Below are 20,269 nucleotides of genomic sequence, written 5' to 3'. Positions count from 1 at the left end.
TCAGCCGCGCAGTTCGCGACGCAGAACCTTGCCCACCGCCGTCTTGGGCAGGGGTTCGCTGCGGAACTCGACGATGCGCGGCACCTTGTAACCGGTCAGTTGCGCGCGGCTGTGAGCGATCAGCATCTCGGTCGTCAGCTCAGGCGATCGCGGCACCACGACGATCTTGATCCGCTCGCCCTGCGCCGCATCCGGCACGCCGACGGCGGCGACCTCCTCGACCAAAGGATGGCTGGCGATCACATCCTCGATCTCGCCCGGATAGACGTTGAAGCCGGACACCAGGATCATGTCCTTGATCCGATCCACCAGGCGTACCCGCCCATCCGCCTGCATCACCCCGACGTCGCCGGTCGCCAGCCAGCCGTCGTCCGACAGCACCCTGGCCGTCTCGTCAGGCCGTTTCCAATAGCCCAGCATCACCTGGGGGCCGCGCACATGCAGTTCGCCCTCTTCGCCGATCCCGGCCCAGCTCCCGTCCTCGCGACGCATGCGAACCTCAGTCGAGGGCGCCGGCAGGCCCACCGTTCCGTCGAAGCCCATCCCTTCCGGGTGCTCCAGATCGACGCGCCCGATACAGACCACCGGCGATGTCTCCGTCAGGCCATAGCCGTCGATCAGCGGCGCGCCCGTCACCGCCTGCCACTCCTCCGCGACGACCTTCTGCGTCGCCATGCCTCCGGCGATGGTCAGCTTCAGATCCGAGAAATCGCGCTCTCGAAACGCTCGGCTCTTCATCAGGCTTACGAAAAGGGTGTTCAGCCCCGTCATGCCGACGAAACGCTCCTTGCGCAGGATCCATTCCACCCGCTTGGCGTCGCGCGGATTGGCGATCAGGATGTTGCGCCCGCCCGCCCCGGTGAACATCATCAGGTTCGCGGTCAGCGAGAAGATATGGTAAAGCGGCAGCATGGTGACATTGCCCAGAGGCCGTGTCTGATCAATCTGATCCAGCAGCCAGACCCGCCCCTGAATCGTGTTGGCCAGGATGTTGCGATGGGTCAGCATCGCCCCCTTCGCCACGCCTGACGTGCCCCCCGTATATTGCAGGAAGGCGATGTCTTCAGGACTGATCTGCACCGGCTGCAACGTCAGTCGCCGGGCCTGTCCCATCACGCGCGTCCACCGATGCGAGCCCGGCAGATGATAGGCCGGAACCATCTTCTGCACGTGACGCATCAGGGCGCTGACGGCGACGCCCTTCAGTCCGCCCATCATGTCGCCCATGGCGGTGACGACGACGTGCCGAAGATCGGTTCCTTCGCGCGCCTGCTCCACCGTGGCGGCGAACATGTCCATGACCACCAGGACGACCGCCCCGCTGTCCTTCAGCTGATGGTTCAATTCACGCGGGGTGTAGAGCGGATTGACGTTGACCACGATGCCGCCCGCGAACAGCACGCCGAACAGGGCCGCCGGATACTGCAGGCAGTTCGGCATCATCAGCGCCACCCGCTCGCCCGGCTGCACGCCGATCGACTGCAGCCAGGCGCCGAAGCTCTTGGCCGCCTTCAGCATATCGCCATAGGTCACCGCCGAGCCCAGACTGACGAAGCCGGGACGGTCGGCGAACTTCAGCGCATCCGCCTCGAACAGCTGGGTGACCGAGGCCCAGCGCGCCAACTCATCCTCGATGCAGACGGGCACGCCCTCGCGATAGGACTTGGTCCAGAAACGCTCGGCCCACAGCTGGTCCATCTCCGCAGCGTGATCCGTCACAGCGCTCATTTCTCGACCACTGCGACAACGCCCTGCCCGCCCGCCGCGCAGATGGAGATAAGCCCGCGCCCGCCGCCATTGCGGTCGATCATGGCGGCCAGATTGGCCAGGATGCGCCCGCCGGTCGCCGCGAACGGGTGCCCCGCCGCCAGCGAGCCGCCATTGACGTTCAGCCTGGCACGGTCGATCGAACCCGGCGCGGCATCCAGCCCCAGCCTTGTGCGAGCGTAGTCCTCATCCTCCCAGGCCTTGAGCGTGCACAACACCTGAGCGGCGAAGGCCTCGTGAATCTCATAAAAATCGAAATCCTGGAGCGTCAGGCCCAGCCGCGCCAACATGCGCGGAACCGCATAGGCGGGCGCCATCAACAGCCCTTCGTCCCCGCCGACGAAATCAACCGCCGCCGCCTCGCCGGTCCGCAGATAGGCCTGAATCGGCAGCCCCCGCGCCTTGGCCCAGTCCTCGCTCGCCAGCAGCACGGTCGATGCGCCATCCGTCAGGGGCGTGGAATTGGCCGCCGTCAGGGTGCCGTTCTCGCGGTCAAACACCGGCTTCATCGTCGCCAGCTTCACTGGATCGATATCCGGCCGCAGGTTGTTGTCCCGCCTCAGCCCCCGATAGGGAATGACCATATCGTCGAATAGACCGGCCTCCCAGGCGGCGGCGGCGTTGCGGTGGCTGGCGACGGCCAGGGCGTCCTGATCCTCACGCGCGATGTTCCAGCGCTTGGCCATCAGTTCGCAGTGTTCCCCCATCGACAGGCCGGTGCGGGGTTCGGCGTTGCGCGGCGGTTCAGGCTTGAACGGCGCGGTCAGACCTGCGCCCAACAGCGCCTTGATCCGACCGCCGGTCGTCTTCTCCCGATTGGCGGCCAGCAGGGCCTTTCGGAACCGTTCGTTCAGAGCGATGGGCGCATCGGACGTCGTGTCCACCCCGCCCGCAACCCCGACCTCGATCTGGCCCAGCGCGATCTTGTTGGCGACCAGGATGGCGGCCTCCAGCCCTGTGCCGCAGGCCTGAGACACGTCATATGCCGGGGTGTCCGCGCCGATGGTCGTGCCCAGCACGCTTTCGCGGGTCAGGGCGATGTCGCGCGACAGCTTCAGCACCGCACCCGCCGCCACTTCGCCCAGGCGCTGACCGTGCAGGTCGAAACGGTCGGCCAGCCCCTGCAGGGCGGCGGTCAGCATGTCCTGGTTGGACGCCTCGGCATAGGCGGTGTTGGACCGCGCAAAGGGAATGCGGACGCCGCCGATAATGGCGACTCGACGCGGCGCAGGTGCGGTCAGCATAGGGCTTCATCCCTGGATGAAAGGGTCAACCGACCCCGCATATGGATGCGCGATCCAACAGCGTCGCGCACTTCAAAATGGCGTTCACGGCCGCATGATCCAGCGTACAACGTCGCCTTTCCGGGCAGGAACAGCGGCGCACGAAAGGCGACCTCGACCTCGGCGACCGTCAAGGGTTGCGGCGGCGACAGGGCGGCGATGGCTCGCGCCTTGCTCCACATCCCGTGGGCGATCGCGCGGCGAAAACCGAACAGCCGCGCCCCCAACGCCGAAGTGTGGATGGGATTGGCGTCGCCGGAAACACGTGCGTAGCGACGGCCCAGTTCTTTAGAGAGCTTCCACGTCTCGCTCCGCGCGTCCGCTCCACCGTTCGCCAGAACCGGCGCCGGTTCGCCCGATCCGGACCGACCGACGCGCATGTAGAGGCTGGAGCCTTCCCACACGGTCTCGCCGTCGCGAACCGCCATCGTCTCCAGAGTGAAGGCCTGTCCCTTGTCGTGGGCTACGAACCGTCCCGTCCGGGTCCTCAACGTCAGCCGGTCGCCAAGGCCCAACCGCGCGTGCTGACGGATATGGTTGTGCAGGTGCACCAGACCGACCGCCGGATAGGGAAAGTCCGCTCCCAACAGAATCCGCATCTGCAGAGGAAAGGCCAGAATGTGGGGCCAGGTGATCGGCACGCCCTGCTCGGGCGCAAAGCCGCACACGCCGGCATAGGCGTCGACCGCCGTCGCCTCTAACACCACCTCACGTTCAAGCACGCGGCGCGGCAGCACCGGGTCAGACGGCGCTTTGCGTATCAGACCATGCAGGGCGCCGCCGACCACCGCCAGCCCTGACAGAGGAGCGTCGAACCGCTGGACCGCGCCGTCCACGATCATGCGCCCAGCAGGCTCTGGCCGCAGACGCGCACCACCTGCCCGTTGACGCCGCCCGATGCAGGATGCGCCAGCCAGGCGATCGTCTCGGCCACATCGACCGGGCTGCCCCCCTGCCCCATGCTGTTCATCCGGCGCCCCGCTTCGCGAATGGCGAAGGGGATGGCCGCGGTCATCCGGGTCTCGATGAATCCGGGCGCCACGGCGTTGACGGTCAGGCCGCTTGAAGCCGACTGCGATGCGAGGCGACGGACGGCCCCGATCCACGCCGCCTTGGACAGGGCGTAATTGGTCTGCCCCATGTTGCCGGCGACGCCGCTTAATGAAGATACGGCGACGATGCGGCCATTACGGCGCACTCCCCCGCCCTCGATCAGCGCCTGGGTGATCGCCAGCGGCGCCGACAGGTTGACCGCCATGACGCTGTCCCACTCGGCGGGTTCCATGCGGGCTATGGTGCGGTCACGGGTGATCCCGGCATTATGGATCACCACGTCGTAGCCGCCCCGCTTACGCGCATCGGCGAGCAGGGTCGCGGTCGCGTCAGACGCCGTGATGTCCAGCGCCAGGCTGTCGACGCCCAGTTCTACCGACAGGGCGGACAGGCCGTCCGCCGCCCCGGCCACATCCAGCGCCGTAACCTGGGCGCCCTCAGCCGCGAACAGGCGAGTGATGGCTTCCCCGATCCCGCGCGAGGCGCCGGTGACCAGCACCTTTCGTCCTGAGTGGCCGGCTCCGGCTCCGCCTGTCTCGACCCGCGCGGCCACCCGGATCGACTGCCCCGAAACATAGGCCGAGCGCGGCGACAACAGAAACGCCAGCGTGCTTTCGGCGGCCGCCTCCGCGCCCGGCGTCACATAGAGCATATGGACGCCGATGTTGCGCCGAACCTCCTTGGCCAGTGAGCGGACGAAGCCCTCAAGCCCGCGCTGCACCGCCTCGCCTTCAGCATCTGCCATCAACTCGGGCGGGGCGCCGATCACAACGATGCGGCCATGTTCGGCTACCGAACGAACAGCCTGATGGAAGAAACCATACAGGCCCTTCGCCGCCTGGACGCGCGCGCAGTCCGAGGCGTCGAACACCAATGCGCCATAGCGCGCATCCGGCGACCATTCGGCATGAAGCCCATGCCCCGACGCCTGCATCAGCCCCGCCAGAACGGCCGCCATGGGGCCGTCGCCGCTGCCCCCTGACAGACACGGGCCGACGATCCCCGCCCCCGCCTCTGCGCGACGTTGCAGCGGCGCCGGGCGCGGCAGGCCCAGGGCTCCCGTCACCCAACCGCCCACGCCCGAGTTGACGAAATTCAGATAGCGATCGCTCATCAGGCCGCCTTCTTTTTCGTCTTGGCGAGCGCCGTGTCTGTCGGCCGTCTCGCCAGACCAGCCGCGATATCGAAGTCCGGCGCGAAGTCGTCCACCTGGATCGCCTGATCGGCATGGGCGGCGAAACGACCGATCAACTCGCGCTCCTGCGTGGTGATCAGGCCCTTGCCTTGCGCTTCCACAGCCCAGTCATCCAGCAGGGTCAGATTCTGCGGCGCCCTTGCAATCACGCCTCCGCGCACGGCGTCCTTCAGCCGCCGCTCAATGGCCTCGACCTGCGGATAGAGATCAAAGGCGGCGAGGGTCACGGCGATGGGATCGACCTCTACGCGCGCCGTCCACGACCCGGCGATCAGACGGTCGCGCGCCGGGCTGTGGGTCTGAATCAGGGCGGCGACAGCGGCGGCGCAACGGTCGTCCGGTTCGGACGTCTTCAACCCGAACGGCGCCCCGATCAGCTTCAGGAACAGGGCTGCGCCCCGGCTTGGGTGATTGGCCAGCAGGCTGCGCCAGGCAGCGCCGGCTCGCGCCAGAGCGTCCTGCGCCGCCCAATGAACGAAAGGCAGGTCCTCCGCTGGACGGCCTTCATCCTCAAACCGCTTCAGCACGCTGCTGAGAATGAAGAGCTGAGACAGGATGTCGCCCAGACGTCCCGTCAGCGCGCCCTTTCTCTTCAAGGCGCCGCCCACGGTCGCCATCGACAGGTCCGAAGCCAGCGCCAGCAGAGTCGAGAGCCGCGTCGCCGCGCGATAATAGCGCTTCAACTGCGGCGCCGCGTCGCGAGGCGCCCCGATCAGGACGCCGCCCGTCAGGCCAAAGGTCAGCGCTCGCGCCATATTGCGGAACAGAAAACCGACATAGCCGAACAGGGCGGCGTCGAACGGCTTCAGCTCGCCCGCCTCCGCCGTCCGCATCAAGGTCAGGACATAGGGGTGGCAGCGGATCGCCCCCTGACCATAGATGATCAGGGTGCGGGTCATGATGTTGGCGCCCTCTACCGTGATGGCGATCGGCACCTGCTGATAGGCGCGCGCCAGATAGTTGCCGGGGCCCATGCAGACCCCCTTGCCGCCAATCACGTCCATGGCGTCGTTGATGACGATGCGCGCGCGTTCGGTGACGTGATATTTGGCGATGGCCGAGACCACCGATGGCTTCTCGCCCTGGTCCAGCGCCGCCGCCGCCAGACGCCGGACGGCGTCGGTCGCATACAGATGGCCCGCCATCCGAGCCAAAGCCTCCTGCACGCCCTCAAAGGCGCCGATCGGCTGGTTGAACTGACGTCGGATGGCGACGTAGGCGCCGACCATCCCTACGGCCAGCTTGGACATGCCGACATTGGACGACGGCAGGGAGATAGCCCGGCCCGCCGCCAGACATTCCATCAACATGCGCCAGCCCGCCCCGACCTGAGCGCGTCCGCCGATCACCATCTCCATCGGCACAAAGACGTCGTCGCCCGTCGTCGGCCCGTTCTGGAAGACGGCGTTAAGCGGCCAGTGCCGCCGCCCGATGTTCACGCCGGGATGATCACGCGGGATCAGAACACAGGTGATGCCCGGCTCGGCCTCGTCGCCCAACAGACCGTCAGGATCAACCGCGCGGAACGCCAGACCCAGCACGGTCGCGACCGGCGCCAGCGTAATGTAGCGCTTGCGCCAGCTGATGCGAAAACCCAGCGTCTCTTCGCCGTTCCACATCTGCTTGCAGACCACGCCCGTGTCCGTGATCGCGGCGGCGTCAGATCCCGCATAGGGGTTGGTCAGGGCGAAACAGGGAATCTCCTCCCCCCGCGCCAGACGCGGCAGATAATGGTCTTTCTGTTCTTCCGTGCCGTAGTGCAGCAGCAGCTCGGCCGGTCCCAGGGAGTTTGGCACCATCACCGACACCGCCGCCGCTGAACAGCGGGTCGACAGTTTCTGGATCACCTGACTGTGGGCATAGGCCGAGAACCCAAGCCCGCCGTATGCCTTGGGCACGATCATGCCCAGAAAGCCCTTGTCCTTGGCGTAGGCCCAGGCTTCAGGCGATAGATCCTGCCAGACCGAAGTGGTCTCCCAATCATTGGCGAGGTCGCACAGGTGCTCGGTTTCAACGTCCAGGAACCGCTGCTCCTCGGCTGTCAGGCTGGGTGAAGGCGTCGACAACAGCCGCCGCCAGTCGGGCCTGCCCGCAAAAAGCTCAGCGTCCCACCAAACATTGCCCGCCTCGACCGCCGCCTGTTCCGTGGCGCTCATGCGCGGCATGATCTGTCGAAAAGCGCCCATCGCCGGACGGGACAGCAAAGCCCTTCGCAGGGGCCTGAGCATCAGCAGCGCCAGGATCGGAACTGCTACCGCAGCCATGACGCCCGCCGTCGACGGCGAGACGATCCCCAGCTTCCACCCCGCCAGAATCCACAGTCCGGCCAGCAAGGCCCACAACGCCATGCGGGCTTGATGAAAGGTCAGGATGAAACCAGCGCCCAAAGCGGCGCAGATCCATATCAACATGGTCGATCCCCCGCCGTCGCTGGCGCCGCCAGCCCTCCGGCCTATTCAAGCTTCAATCGAAATCGTCGCCCGCCTCAGCGCAGGCGGGTCCAGGTCTGCGTGCGGCACAAAAGCGGGGCGATGCAGGCCTGAACCGTCAGCCGGTCAGGCTCAGCCAGGGTCAGCCTGCCTGTAGCCGCGCTCTGGCCGCTTTCCGGATCATACAGAGGGCCGCCGCTCCACGTCTGCGGCCCGCCTGAAAAGTCCTGCAGCACCACCAGTCCCTTGATCGGTCGGTCACGCAGCGCCGATCTGCGGTTCCGCACATCACGCTGATCCGGATTGGCGCGCAGGGCGGCGGCGTCGACCAACCGCCCACACAACCTCGCCCCGCACCGCTCGATCGCGACCACGCCATTCTGCGCCGTCGTACGCCAGCGCCCCACAATGGCGTCGTCGTGCTGCGCCGTTGACGGCCCGGCGGCTAGGCCCAGCCCCGTCGTCAGGGCCAGGCCCGTCGCCCACACCCACGATCGCCTCCTCATCCCTTCCCGCCCAGATAGGCGTTGCGGACCGCCGGAGGCACCCGATCATAAATGGTCGGAGGCGAGATTTTCAGCCGCCGCCGCGCTTCATCCAACGGTTCGGCGAGAAGCCGCTCGTAATCCTCGCCCGGCAGCCAGGCCGCGCGCTGTCCATTGCGCCAGGCCTGAAAGACCGCCCGCCCGCAAGGAAAGCCGGTTCGGGCGCGCATGAACTGCACCGCCACGCCGCCGGCGATCAGGCCAAATCCGGCGCTGCGGGTCTGCGGCAGGGAAAAGGCCACAACGCACGCCTCGCCCAGGGCGTCTGAATGATAGCCGGTCAGCACATGCCAGATGTCATGAACATCACGCAGACGGCGCGCGTACCACGCACGCGGATGCGCCGCCTCAATCTCGGTGTCGGCCACCTTGCGGCTATCCTCCGCCAGGCCATAGGCGGTGAAGTTCTGCGGCTCGACAAAGGCGCGATAGGCGGCCCCGACTGTGCCCGGCCCGAACCGCCCCAACCAGTCGCGATCCTGGAGGTAATCCGACAACTCCAGACGCTCATAGGCCTGCTGGCCGCCCATCGGCGTGTCCAGCATCCGCCGATAGCCCCAGTCCGGCGAGCGCCCCGACAAGGCGTTCATGATCTCGAACACCTGGCGCGTGTCGTCCTTGTCCGCCACCAGGCCGCGAAACGCCCGGATAGCCCGTACGGGCTGAACACGGCGGCTCGTCACATGCGTCGGCTGGCGAACGCCCCGATCCGCAGCATAAGGCGCCGCGAGCATCGCTGAACCTGTTTGCACTGGCTCACTCCTCTATCGGAGATTAAATGACACTACCTACACTAATGTCATTTACAGCAATGTCAATTGCAAAAGACTATCAAGGCCACGCCAGATCGCCCTAGCCCGGCGCTGGGCGCCACAACGGAGGGAGACACAGCTATTTTCGAGCGAAAGGCGATGCAGGGTGATGGAGCCCCGACATGCAAGCAATGTCGGCGATATTCTGCTCCATATATCGAGGCGCCAGCGCACAGACAGAGTCGAGACCAACTCCGCACGGCGCCTCAAACAAGAAGTTGGGGCAGTTTCTAAATTAGATAAATCCCCTCGCAGGATTTGATCCTGCGAGGGGCCGCATCATTAGCTGATGGTACGGGCCGGCGTGATTTTTACCGAGCCACCGACAATCGTGCAAGACGGATCGCCTGCATTTACCGGAGGAAGCGGGTTATTGTTGAAAGTAATAGTAGAAGTCGCGTTGTTCCAGTCCGCGTCAAACGTACCATAACAGGGCTTGTTTAGAACCGTATTAGCGCCAATCGTAACTCTAACCTTATTAGTTACGCCCGGAATCACGTCAAAAGACCATGCGCCATAGGGCTTAACCAAGCTCAGCGGGCCACAATACAGAATATTTCCAGGAGAAAACGAACCGCTCAGCGTTCCACCAGAAGAGGTATTGCTACCAGTTCCAGAAACATTACAGTTTGCAGTAACTGATTGCTGCATCGTTACGTTTCCTGAAAATGTAAACGAACCGGTCGGAGACATCGTCTGCGCACCAGCACCCGAAGCGGCGCCGATAGCGAGAACGGAAGCGATAGTAAAAACAATCTTCTTCATAGTTTTTCCTTCCCTTGTTCCAGAGCTCTCAAAAGAGAGCAATAAATACTAACACCAATGCAAACAGAAGCTACAAAATTATCGTACCATCAAAACTTTTTAGAAACTGAAATCGCCATCAACCTCGGATCCAAGGTAAACACGTTTGTGGTTAGTCCAGTATCATCACTATTTGTAAATGCGTCGGTTATCGGAGTCTTATCGAAGACATTCTTCACGTAGAACTGAACGGAAAGCCCACTAACCACGTTTTCGGCAGTTACTGAAATGTTGGTATTATCCCATGACTTCAGCTTGTCATACTCGGTATTATAGATACGGAAATAGCTTTCGCCCTGCCAATAATAGTCTGCACGGAATGTAATATCCCAGCCATTAACAGGAAGCGTGTACTGAGTGCCTACATTCGCTGTCCAATTCGGCGAATTCGGCAATTCATTCCCGCTCAGATCTGCGTCAAAGCCGCGACCATAATTGGGAGCCTCCGTAACCCCGTCATAGGTAAAGCCAAAGAAGGCCCACATAGGTAAAATCGTGTCGAACTCGGGATTGAAGCTGCCGTAGCGCGCCGATCCGGAGCAGAGCGCCTGAAGCGCCTGTCCGGTCGTAACTCCATCGTAGCCGAAGCTCAGGATCGTCTCGACGTGCTTGGTCGGCGCAATACAGTTAGAGGGCACCTGAACCCAGGGCCGCAACAGGGTCCAGTCGGCATTGCCCTGGGTGCGGTTCATCACGTCGATGGACTTCTCGCCATCAGCAACACGCGTGTTCAGATAGCCGACATTAGCGTCGATACGCCAAGCGGGCGTCGGATAGAAAGCGCCCTCCAATTCAACACCCCAAATCCGCGCATCGAAATTCTCATTCAATGAGATCCGATCAACGATTTGGGAGACCTGGTAATCGCTATAATCATAATAGAAGGCCGTCGCATTGAGGCGCATCCGGCCATCCATGAAACTGTTCTTGGTCCCGATTTCAAAGGCATTGATGTATTCAGGAGCGAATTCAGACGCCAGCGGCTGATACTGGATGACTTCTGGATTGATATCAACGCGCGGAGGATTGGTGCCCCCGCCCTTATATCCTCGTGAATATGAAGCATAGACCAGCGTATCGTCTGAGAAAGCCACGTTCGGTTTCCAGTCGACGACAAACCGACCCGTCACCGCATCCCAGCTTTGCTTCACATCGGGCAAGGCCGGATAGCCGCGATTGACATAACCGCCGGACGATAAGCCAGGCGTTCCATCCGGTGACGCCCCGAGCAATAGCTGGCTGGGATAGGGCGTCGTGGTCTTGCGATCATCCGTATATCGCAGACCTGCAGTAACTCTGACCGTGTCCGCGACGTCCCAGTAGGCTTCGCCGAACACCCCTAGCGAGCGCGTACGCACTACATTTCGGCTGCGGAAATAATTATGCCCATCGCCTTCAAGTTCGGAAAGAGGAGAATATTCGACATATACACACTCACGCCACGCAGGAGCGGAGGGATCTCCACATGGAATGGTGTCCAGGAAACCGGAAGAAAGGTTCTGGTTATAGAAATACTCTCCGATAAAGGAGAACAGGTTATTGAATACGTAGTAATTATCTTCAGATTTGAAATCGAGATAGTTAGCGCCGAGGCTAAAATTAAATCGCCCATCCCACGCCGATTGAAGGCGGAATTCCTGAGTAAACTGCTTATTGTCGGACTGACTGACGTCCACCGACAAAATAGACGACGAGGGGCCCAGTTGTGGATCCGTGTAAATCCCACCTGGCGCAGCAGGGCTTGGCGGAAGCGTTGGACCACCCGGCCACGAACTGCGAGCGGGAGAAGAGTCAACGAAAATGTCATTACTGACATATCTGCTATAATCTTGGGTAGAGTAATAGTCGTCCTTAGCAAAAGCAGTTTGAGAATGGAAAGTCAGCCCATTATTAAATTCATATCGCCAATTCAACTGAACAACATCATTCTCAGCTCTGAATTTTGGATCATATGCGGTTGATATTTCGCGAAGATCCTTAGACTGCGTCACCCCCGCATATGGGTCAGTCAGGTAGTAGAATGCATATGCGGGAACAAATTCATCAGGATCATAGCCGTAGTTCATCATCGCGCCCATGAAGACGTGACTGAACGCCCCACCGTTAGGCGTCCCATAGGCTGCGTCGTCGAACAGACTTGACGCCATACACCCCTGGCTCATCCGGTTCCGGGTAAAACTGTCCGTGACCGCGAAGGATCCGACCTGCGTAGGCCCCTCGTCCTTGGTGCATAGCTGCTTGCCCGTACGGGACCTCCGATCATCCTCACCGAAATGTTCCCAGATCAGATTGGCGCTGAACCGGTCGGTCGGTTCCCAAGCCGCCGACAGACGTGTCGAGTACAGGTCACGATCATTGACGCGCGTTTCGTTGAACGTGTTGTAATCAAACCCCTCACGCTTCGTCAGTGACCCCGCACCTCGTATCCAGAAGGTATCCGTTACAGGAATGTTGACCATCATCTGGCCGCGCATGGAGTTATAGTTGCCCGCTTCGGCCTTCATCATCGCGTCGAAGTTGGGGCCAGGCAGATTGGGGATCATGTTGACGACGCCACCCGTGGCGTTGCGCCCATACAAAGTCCCTTGCGGGCCTCGCAGGACCTCCACACGATTAACGTCTAGATATTCCTGCTCGAACAGTCGGTTACGTATCAAAGGCGTATTGTTGAAGCTGACAGCCACCGCTGGATCCGATGAAGCTGAAATCGCTTTGGTGCCAACCCCCCGTATGGAAAAGTTATACATACTGAAATTGGACTTGGAAAAACTGACGTTGGGCACAGCCCGCACCAGTTCAGAACCGCCGTCGATCTTCATGGCGTCCAGGGTCTCGGCTGAGAGCGCTGTAACCGCGATCGGGACATCCTGAATGGATTGTTCACGCTTCTGGGCCGTGACGATGATGTCGCCAACCGACGTTGCGTCCTGGGAAGGCGCTGCATCCTGAGCCAGCGCAGGGCCGGCGGCTACAACTAGAGCGAAAGCCGACGCGGTGACAGCCAGACGCGCGCGATTACAGGCCGCTGAAGCCATGAAAACCCTCCCCTGCACGGCCCTGCTCCCCAGCTGGACCGAATGCTTCCTCCCGCCTTTATGTAGAGCTGACGACGAGGCGGATGCGCCGAAAGCCGACGCTATCGATCCATCTATTCATACCCATGTCAACAGCTTATTTACATTGATGTCCGGTAAATTTTCCCGGCGGGTTTCGTCCTTCTGCTCCATAGAACTCGAAAATAGGCGGCGCGTCAGACACCTGCGGGCCGGCGTTAACCAACGGTTTCGCGAACCCTACCCTCGGCCTTACGATCATCCGACAGCCGAGAGACCTCGCCAACGGCTTGCGGTCGCTCCGGACGGCCCGTAAGAGACTGCTATCTACATGAATGTCACTTTTATAAGCATCGACTGGAAAAATGGAAAAGCCGCGCCGCCGTCGCCGTTCGCCTGAGGAAGCTCGTCGTGAGGCTCTGGCGTCAGCACGGATTCTCTTGCTTTCGGGGGGGCCGAACGCCGTCACACTGGCCGCCGTTGCAGCTGAAATCGGCGTAACCCATGCAAACCTGATCCACCATTTCGGCTCAGCGGCCGGCCTCCAGTCAGCTCTGATGGGGTCGATGGTGGCTGATCTCAGCGACGCCCTGGACGCCGCCGTCGACCGATTACGCACCGATGAAGGGGCGCCGTTAGAGCTGATCAACGCCGTCTTCGACGCCTTCTCGGCCGGGGGCGCGGGACGCCTGGCGGCTTGGATCGCCTTATCCGGCGACCTGTCGCACCTCGAACCCGTGCGTGAAGCCGTTCAAAGCCTCGTCGTCGCCATCCAGGAGAAGCTGGGCCTGGGCGTAGACCTTCCTGACGAGACTGTTGGCTCGGCTGTCCTCTTCATCGCACTGGGCGCATTTGGCGATGCCCTGATAGGCGCTCCCCTTCGAGGCATGCTTGGTCAATCCGAGGACGCCAGTCGCAGGGTCACGGCCAGTTTGCTGCCGACTTTCCTCGCCATGCGCCCGCGCACCGCCTAGTGCGCGCGCAGCGCCTTTGGGCGTGCTCCCACAAGCGATCGCTTGATCCCGAAGCCGTTCCCCGACTTTGGCGAGCATTCCGCCAAAGGGTCGACGTCACAAAAGCGAGACCCTCCGAAAGCGTTCGAAAGGGCTCGTCAGAATCTACTTTTTGTTCAGTGACTATCGGCGCTTTCGGAAGTGACTTCGAAAGGGCGCCATAAGGCGTGAATCACTCCCATTCGATTACTGAAGCCGGACCAGAACATTGAATGTTTTGGATTTTTTGTTCGACATCGATAGCGAAACCGATCCGTAGGCCGAACAAATCTCGAGGTATTGAAAACATTGGTGAAATTCTAATCAATAAAATTTTCGTGATGTCGAGGCCTTTCGCAGTCTGTTGTGACCTTCGACGACATCTTTGACCCAAACGACATCAGTATCAACTTGGAGCTTCTCCACCATGATGGAGTGTATTCTGCGGTCCAGGCTAGCCAAGAGGTTTGCCGGATTCGCACGAATAGGTCAGCACAGCGGCTTCTGCGTAGCCACTCCACAAGCGACCGACCGACCGGAACTGGGCGAGGAGTTGACGGCATGGTCGAGGACGCGATGAGAGGCGATATCGATCTGGCCCCATTCGTAACCCACACGATGGGTTTGGAGGAGATCAACGAGGACTTCGCACTGATGCACGAAGGCAAGTCGATCCGCACGGTCATTCACTACTGACCCGCCGATCCGAAGCGGCGCGAGGCGCTCGGATCGACAACTCGGCCGTCATCATGGCCCGACCCCGGCCATGATGAAGCGCGCTCTGGCAAATGGGCAACGCGTCGCGATGCGGTAACAAGCGCCGAAGTGCGGTCGTTACATGCCGATAGCGGCACGGACCAGGGCCGCCTCGCCCAGGCGCTTACCACCGGAGTGTGTGTGGCCTCGTCGCGCGACCCAACGGGAAAATGGTTTTGTCGTAACCTTTGTCTAGTGCTGGAAAAATATTTCAAAGCTGCCGAACATCCGGCCAGCCTGGCCGTTGGATGTATTGAGTGGGAAATGCATTCATCTGTTACCCGACTGTGATGAACCACGGGCCGCACGTGCGTATAGGGCAGGAAGATTGAATTGAAGAGCAAGGATATTCACGCGACGACGCCGACCACCGATCATGGGCATACGGGGCCGCCCGCTTGCGTGCAGGTTCGCGGCGCGCGCCAGAATAACCTCAAAAATATTGACGTCGATGTACCGCGCGACGCCTTCGTGGTGTTCACCGGCATATCGGGCTCGGGCAAGTCATCGCTCGCGTTCGGCACCCTTTATGCCGAAGCCCAGCGGCGTTATCTGGAATCGGTTGCGCCCTATGCCCGTCGCCTGATCGACCAGGCCGGGGTGCCGGAGGTCGACGCGATCGACGGTTTGCCGCCTGCGGTCGCGTTGCAGCAGCAGCGCGGTTCGGCCAACGCGCGATCCTCGGTCGGCAGCGTGACGACGCTCTCCAGCCTGGTGCGGATGCTCTATTCGCGCGTCGGCGAATATCCGCGCCATCAACCCATGCTCTATGCGGAGGATTTCTCCCCCAACACGGTCGCGGGAGCCTGCGCGACCTGCCACGGCATCGGCCGCGTATATGACGCGACCGAAGAGACGATGGTTCCTGACGACAGCCTCACCATTCGCGATCGAGCGATCGCCGCCTGGCCGGCCGCCTGGCATGGCCAGAACCTGCGCGATATCCTCGTTTCGCTCGGCTATGACGTCGATACGCCGTGGCGTGACCTACCGAAAAAAGATCGCGACTGGATCCTCTTCACTGAAGAGGCGCCGACGGTGCCGGTCTATGCGGGCCTGACGCCCGAACAGACCCGGACGGCGCTCAAGCGCCGCATGGAGCCGAGCTACCAGGGCACCTTCACCGGCGCGCGCCGCTATGTGCTGGAAACCTTCGCCAACACTAAAAGCGCGCTGATGAAGAAGCGCGTCTCGCAATATATCATCGGCCGCGATTGCCCGACCTGCGACGGCAAGCGCCTGAAGCGCGAAGCCCTGTCGGTCAAATTCGCCGGCCTCGACATTGCCGAGTTCGGTGACCTGACGGTGCTCAAGCTGAAGGACTTGCTGATGCCCGTCGCGCATGGCGCGTATGGGGCGGTCTCCGCCCCCTCAGAGGGCCATGTTCTGGAAAAAGCGGCCCGCGATGCAGCGGTCGAACAACGGGTTGCGGCGGGCGGCTCTGCGCACAAGAGCGCGCCCGACGTACGCCGCACGCCCAATCTCTCCGACGAGAAGCGGATCGCCGCCCAACGCCTTGCCTGCGAATTGATCGAGCGGCTAGAGCCGCTGATCGATCTTGGCCTTGGCTACATTTCGCTCGACCGCAGCACGCCGACGCTCTCCTCCGGAGAGCTGCAGCGCTTGCGGCTTGCCACACAATTGTCGTCACAGCTTTTCGGGGTGGTCTATGTGCTTGACGAGCCTTCGGCAGGGTTGCACCCGGCAGATGGCGAAGCCTTGCTCACCATTCTCGAGCGTCTCAAGGCGGCGGGCAACTCCCTGTTCGTCGTCGAACATGATCTCGACGTGATCCGCCGCGCGGAATGGCTCGTCGATGTCGGGCCAGGAGCCGGGGAAAAAGGCGGTGAAGTCCTCTACAGCGGGCCGATAGAGGGGCTTGCCGACGTCGAGACTTCGATCACCCGCCGCTACCTGTTCGCAGAGCCGCTCCGCAGTGAGCGCACACCGCGCGATCCCAAGGCATGGCTACGCCTGGAAGGGATCAGGCGGAACAATCTCCATGGTCTCGACGTCGAGTTTCCCATCGGCTGCTTCACCGCTGTCACCGGCGTTTCGGGATCGGGCAAATCCAGTCTTGTCAGTCAGGCGCTGCCCGAGCTCGTCACGGAACACCTCGGCGGCTCCCCCGTGGCCGAGGAGGAGGATATCGATCCGCTGCTCGATGCCCAGAACGACACTGAAGGACGCATTGTCGCAGGCATGGAGTATGTTCGCAGGCTGGTGCGGGTCGATCAGAAACCGATCGGCCGCACGCCGCGCTCGAACCTATCCACCTACAGCGGCATGTTCGACCATGTGCGACGGATCTTCGCTGATACGCCGCTCGCCCGCCGGCGGCACTACAGCCCGGGAAGGTTCTCGTTCAACGTACCGCAAGGCCGCTGCCCTGTGTGCGAGGGCGAGGGATACGTCATGGTGGAGCTGCTATTCCTGCCGAGCGTTTTTGCCCCCTGCTCGACCTGTCATGGCTCTCGCTACAACCCGCAAACGCTCGAAGTCGAATGGAACGGGCGCAATATCGCCCAGGTGCTCGAACTGACGGTCGACGATGCGTGCGATTTCTTCGCTGGCGAGGCATCTGTGATGCGCTCCCTCGACGTGTTGCGGGAGATCGGTCTTGGCTATCTGAGGCTCGGTCAGCCGGCGACCGAGCTGTCTGGCGGGGAGGCGCAGCGCATCAAGCTGGCGACTGAACTGCAACGCGCTCAACGCGGCAACACGATCTACATCCTCGACGAGCCAACTTCGGGGCTTCACCCCTCCGATGCGGACCGGCTGATGCAACATCTGCAGGGCCTCGTCGACGCCGGCAATACCGTCGTAGCCGTCGAACATGACATGCGCGCCATCACACAGGTGGATTGGATCATCGATCTGGGACCGGGGGCCGGTGAAGATGGTGGCCGTATCGTTGCCAGCGGCGTCCCCGGCATCGTTGCGGAAACGGAAGGCAGTCTTACCGCCCGCTATCTTAAGGCGGCGATGTAGGTCGTAAATCTGGCCGAACGCACGTTCGATCAGGTGCATCTCAACCACAGGTTGGAATGGGTCGAATCTGGAAGCGGGAGCCGGCGATGTGTCACCGCGGTTGACGCGGCTTAGGGTTGAATGCCCGCCAGGTGCGCCGTGTCCGTGTGACACGCAGCGTGGCGGACGGCCAATCGCTGGCCACCCGCCACGCTTGTTTTGTGCGGACCTTCTCCACAGGGAGAGGACCCTCACATGGTTCGTCGAAACGCCCCGTCTTAATTCCCTGCTGCGAACGCTGCGCCCCCACGTTCTGCGATTTCCTCAACGAGTTTGGCACAGAAGGCGGGCAAATCATTGGGATCGCGGCTGGTAACAAGCCCGTTGTCGACCACGACTTCCTCATTGGTCCATGCACCGCCGGCGTTCTCGATATCGACCTTCATCGTCGGGTAGGACGTCAAGGTGCGACCCTTAAGCACGCCCGCCTCGATCAATGTCCAGGGTGCATGGCATATGGCCGCGACAGGTTTATTCTGATCGAAGAAGGCCCGGATGAAACCAATGGCCTCGACGACGTCCCGCTGACAGCAGCCACCGTGGCGTTGGTCTGCCAGAATGGCCCCGACATGCCACGCATTGAAAAACGGATATGAACCGTGTCGTTGACCTTGGGCATGAGCGCCTTCCTTTCAGCCGAGCAGCGGCCTTCTTGCGGCGCCTTGTACACGGCCAGACGAACGGCGCCTCCCGCCGAGCCGGGGCCAGCGTCGGGATGAGCATGCTATAGACGCCCGGGTGGCGAACACCCTTCCTGCCCCAAGGACCTCATGGCGCGACAATCTCGGATTTCGACCCGGCTATCCGCAGCCAGCCTGGTCCACCTCGGCGCGCCGCGCCTGGCGGAACTCCTTATCGAGGCCGGCGCCGGAAACGCCAATCTCAAGCGCCGGCTGCGTCTCGAGCTGGCGGCCGAGATCAGTCCTGACATCCTGGCCCTGGAGATCTACAAGCGCATCACCGCCGTCTCGGCCGCGCGCACCCGCGTGTCCTGGCGAAAACGCGGCGAACTGATAGAGGACCTGAACGCGCACCGCCGGATGATCGTCGAGCGTCTAGCGCCCGAAGCGCCCGGCGAGGCGCTCGCCGTCCTCGTCCGCTGGTTCGACCTCTATTCCGGCCTATCCGCCCGCGTAAAGGACACCAAGGGCGAACTCCCCGCCGCTTTCGAGGCCGCCGCTCCTGAACTTTTCACCCTGGCGGAGACAGCCGGGGACGAGGCCTTGCGCGACCTGGTCGACGCCCTGCGCCGACACCCGCAGGATTACGCTCGCTGGGCATCCGCCGCCGGCGAGACCCTGGGTCCACGCACCGCCCGCCGGCTGCTCGACAGCCTGGACGCCGCGATCAGGAAGACTCCGGCAGGCCGCAACCTTTTACGTCGCCTGGCGGACAAGGCCGGGGACCTCGACCTCTGGCTGTCGCTCGTCACCCCCGAACAGGCCGGATCCCCCGACATAGCCTCAGACGTCGCCCGCCGCCTCCTGGACGCCGGCCGCGTCGCCGAAGCCCGCGCCGCCCTGGAGGCCGCCTTGAGCCCCTCCCCGCTCAACCGCCCCTGGACCTTTGGCCACAGCCCGAAGAACGGCGCACCGCGCCTGACCCCGGCGTGGGAAGCCGCCTCCATCGACGTGCTCGACGCTGAAGGAAGCCGCCAGGAGGCCCAGGACCTGCGCTGGAGCCTGTTTGAACGCGACCTGTCGGCTCTGGTTCTGCGTGACTACCTCTCGCGCCTGCCCGACTTCGACGACGTCGAGGCCCTGGACCGGGCCTTCGTCCACGCCTCGAGCCATCCGGACTTCGAGGCCGCCATGCGCCTCCTGATGGACTGGCCCGCTCACAGGGAGGCGGCGGCCCTCGTCCTGGCCCGACCCCGGGAAGCCCGGCAGGCTCGCCCGGGGTCTGCGGACTGGGCCTCTCGCCTGGCCCAGCGTTATCCCGAAGCCGCCGACATCCTGGCGAGCTAGACGCTCTGGCCAGCCAGGGTCCTGAAGGTGACGGAGTAGCGCAGTGCCGTCATCGGCGAGATCGAATGCTCCCAGTCTCTCCGCGCCTCTCCTGACAGCCGATAGGCCGATCCGGGCGCCAGCGGCGCGGCTGACCGACGCCATCCCGTCCCGTCCTTCCGGCGCAGGCGCATCACGCAAGGCGCGAGAAAGGAGACGCCGAGGATCTCCCCGTAGATCGGCCTGTCGCGGTGCCAGCCGATACCGGCTCCGGGGGCGTATTCATTGACCAGAACCTGGACGAAGGCCTCTTCATCAAGGTCGAGCCGTCCGGTCAGACTGCCCAGGAGCGCCTTCAGGAAATCCGGCCAGGGCGCGGCCATCTCCAGTCGACGTCGGTCATGATCATAGCGGCGTCCGAAGGCGGCGATCTGTCGGAAACCCTGGTAGCCCATGTGCTCATAAGGCCTGAACTCCAGCCGCTGCAGTTGTTCGACCACCCCTGCCTGCTCGCATGCCGACAGGACATCCGGCCAATAGTCGAAGCCCGGCGGCACGGCAGGCTGGGGCGCGTGCCCGAACAGGTCCGCCTGGAGCATGGCTG

General features: G+C 62.7%; 15 protein-coding genes. 4 read left to right on the top strand and 11 right to left on the bottom strand.

What is annotated here, in order from left to right:
• The 9 genes from H556_RS0108750 to H556_RS0108715 all read right to left on the bottom strand — a co-directional run bounded on the left by H556_RS0108750 (position 1) and on the right by H556_RS0108715 (position 12,923).
• On the bottom strand, positions 1-1,728 hold the full coding sequence (locus H556_RS0108750; protein WP_024354069.1) for an AMP-binding protein: 1,728 nt from the start codon (positions 1,726-1,728) through the stop codon (positions 1-3).
• Positions 1,725-3,011, bottom strand: coding sequence for an acetyl-CoA C-acetyltransferase (locus H556_RS0108745; protein ID WP_024354068.1), 1,287 nt, complete (start codon positions 3,009-3,011; stop codon positions 1,725-1,727). The genes H556_RS0108750 and H556_RS0108745 overlap by 4 nt, the downstream gene beginning before the upstream one ends.
• Positions 3,005-3,892, bottom strand: coding sequence for a MaoC family dehydratase (locus H556_RS0108740; RefSeq protein ID WP_029673429.1), 888 nt, complete (start codon positions 3,890-3,892; stop codon positions 3,005-3,007). Before H556_RS0108740 ends, H556_RS0108745 begins: the two co-directional genes overlap by 7 nt.
• Positions 3,889-5,217 carry a 3-oxoacyl-ACP reductase gene (locus H556_RS0108735; protein WP_024354066.1) on the bottom strand — a complete coding sequence of 443 codons (1,329 nt, stop codon included), beginning with the start codon at positions 5,215-5,217 and terminating at the stop codon, positions 3,889-3,891. The genes H556_RS0108740 and H556_RS0108735 overlap by 4 nt, the downstream gene beginning before the upstream one ends.
• Positions 5,217-7,709, bottom strand: a complete 2,493-nt coding sequence (locus H556_RS0108730) for an acyl-CoA dehydrogenase (RefSeq protein ID WP_024354065.1) — start codon at positions 7,707-7,709, stop codon at positions 5,217-5,219. The genes H556_RS0108735 and H556_RS0108730 overlap by 1 nt, the downstream gene beginning before the upstream one ends.
• 74 nt (positions 7,710-7,783) lie before the next feature.
• A complete protein-coding gene (locus H556_RS0108725; RefSeq protein WP_245559452.1) occupies positions 7,784-8,215 on the bottom strand; it encodes a DUF2147 domain-containing protein in 432 nt (143 codons plus the stop codon).
• 14 nt (positions 8,216-8,229) lie between these two features.
• Positions 8,230-9,006 carry a Coq4 family protein gene (locus tag H556_RS0108720; RefSeq protein ID WP_024354063.1) on the bottom strand — a complete coding sequence of 259 codons (777 nt, stop codon included), beginning with the start codon at positions 9,004-9,006 and terminating at the stop codon, positions 8,230-8,232.
• 360 nt (positions 9,007-9,366) lie between these two features.
• Entirely contained in the window at positions 9,367-9,849 is a 483-nt protein-coding gene (locus H556_RS16330) for a hypothetical protein (RefSeq protein ID WP_147399872.1), read from the bottom strand.
• Positions 9,850-9,938: 89 nt separating this feature from the next.
• Positions 9,939-12,923, bottom strand: a complete 2,985-nt coding sequence (locus H556_RS0108715; RefSeq protein WP_029673427.1) for a TonB-dependent receptor — start codon at positions 12,921-12,923, stop codon at positions 9,939-9,941.
• A 383-nt stretch (positions 12,924-13,306) separates the two neighbouring features.
• Between H556_RS0108715 and H556_RS0108710 the strand changes: the two genes are divergently transcribed.
• From H556_RS0108710 to H556_RS0108700, 3 genes are all read left to right on the top strand, one after another.
• Positions 13,307-13,915 (top strand): TetR/AcrR family transcriptional regulator, encoded by a 609-nt coding sequence (locus H556_RS0108710; protein WP_029673426.1) that lies wholly within the window; start codon positions 13,307-13,309, stop codon positions 13,913-13,915.
• Between the two features lie 579 nt (positions 13,916-14,494).
• Complete coding sequence (locus H556_RS16140) at positions 14,495-14,629, top strand: hypothetical protein (protein WP_473206026.1); 135 nt, start codon at positions 14,495-14,497, stop codon at positions 14,627-14,629.
• Positions 14,630-15,022: 393 nt separating this feature from the next.
• The gene (locus tag H556_RS0108700; protein WP_024354061.1) at positions 15,023-17,680 is read left to right on the top strand and encodes an excinuclease ABC subunit UvrA; all 2,658 of its coding nucleotides are present in this window, start codon (positions 15,023-15,025) and stop codon (positions 17,678-17,680) included.
• A 257-nt stretch (positions 17,681-17,937) separates the two neighbouring features.
• Here H556_RS0108700 and H556_RS0108695 read toward each other — a convergent pair whose 3' ends face one another.
• Complete coding sequence (locus H556_RS0108695; protein ID WP_272866968.1) at positions 17,938-18,225, bottom strand: DJ-1/PfpI family protein; 288 nt, start codon at positions 18,223-18,225, stop codon at positions 17,938-17,940.
• A gap of 264 nt (positions 18,226-18,489) precedes the next feature.
• Between H556_RS0108695 and H556_RS0108690 the strand changes: the two genes are divergently transcribed.
• A complete protein-coding gene (locus H556_RS0108690; protein ID WP_024354059.1) occupies positions 18,490-19,686 on the top strand; it encodes a DUF6880 family protein in 1,197 nt (398 codons plus the stop codon).
• On the opposite strand, the gene H556_RS0108685 is transcribed toward H556_RS0108690, so the two are convergent.
• Positions 19,683-20,264, bottom strand: coding sequence for an alpha-ketoglutarate-dependent dioxygenase AlkB (locus tag H556_RS0108685; protein ID WP_024354058.1), 582 nt, complete (start codon positions 20,262-20,264; stop codon positions 19,683-19,685). The genes H556_RS0108690 and H556_RS0108685 overlap by 4 nt on opposite strands.
• Between the last annotated feature and the right edge of the window lie 5 nt (positions 20,265-20,269).

It is taken from the genome of Brevundimonas naejangsanensis DSM 23858 (assembly GCF_000421705.1).
Classification (GTDB): domain Bacteria; phylum Pseudomonadota; class Alphaproteobacteria; order Caulobacterales; family Caulobacteraceae; genus Brevundimonas; species Brevundimonas naejangsanensis.
The sequence above is the reverse complement of the archived record's forward strand: the minus strand, read 5'-3'. Positions and strand labels throughout refer to the sequence as shown.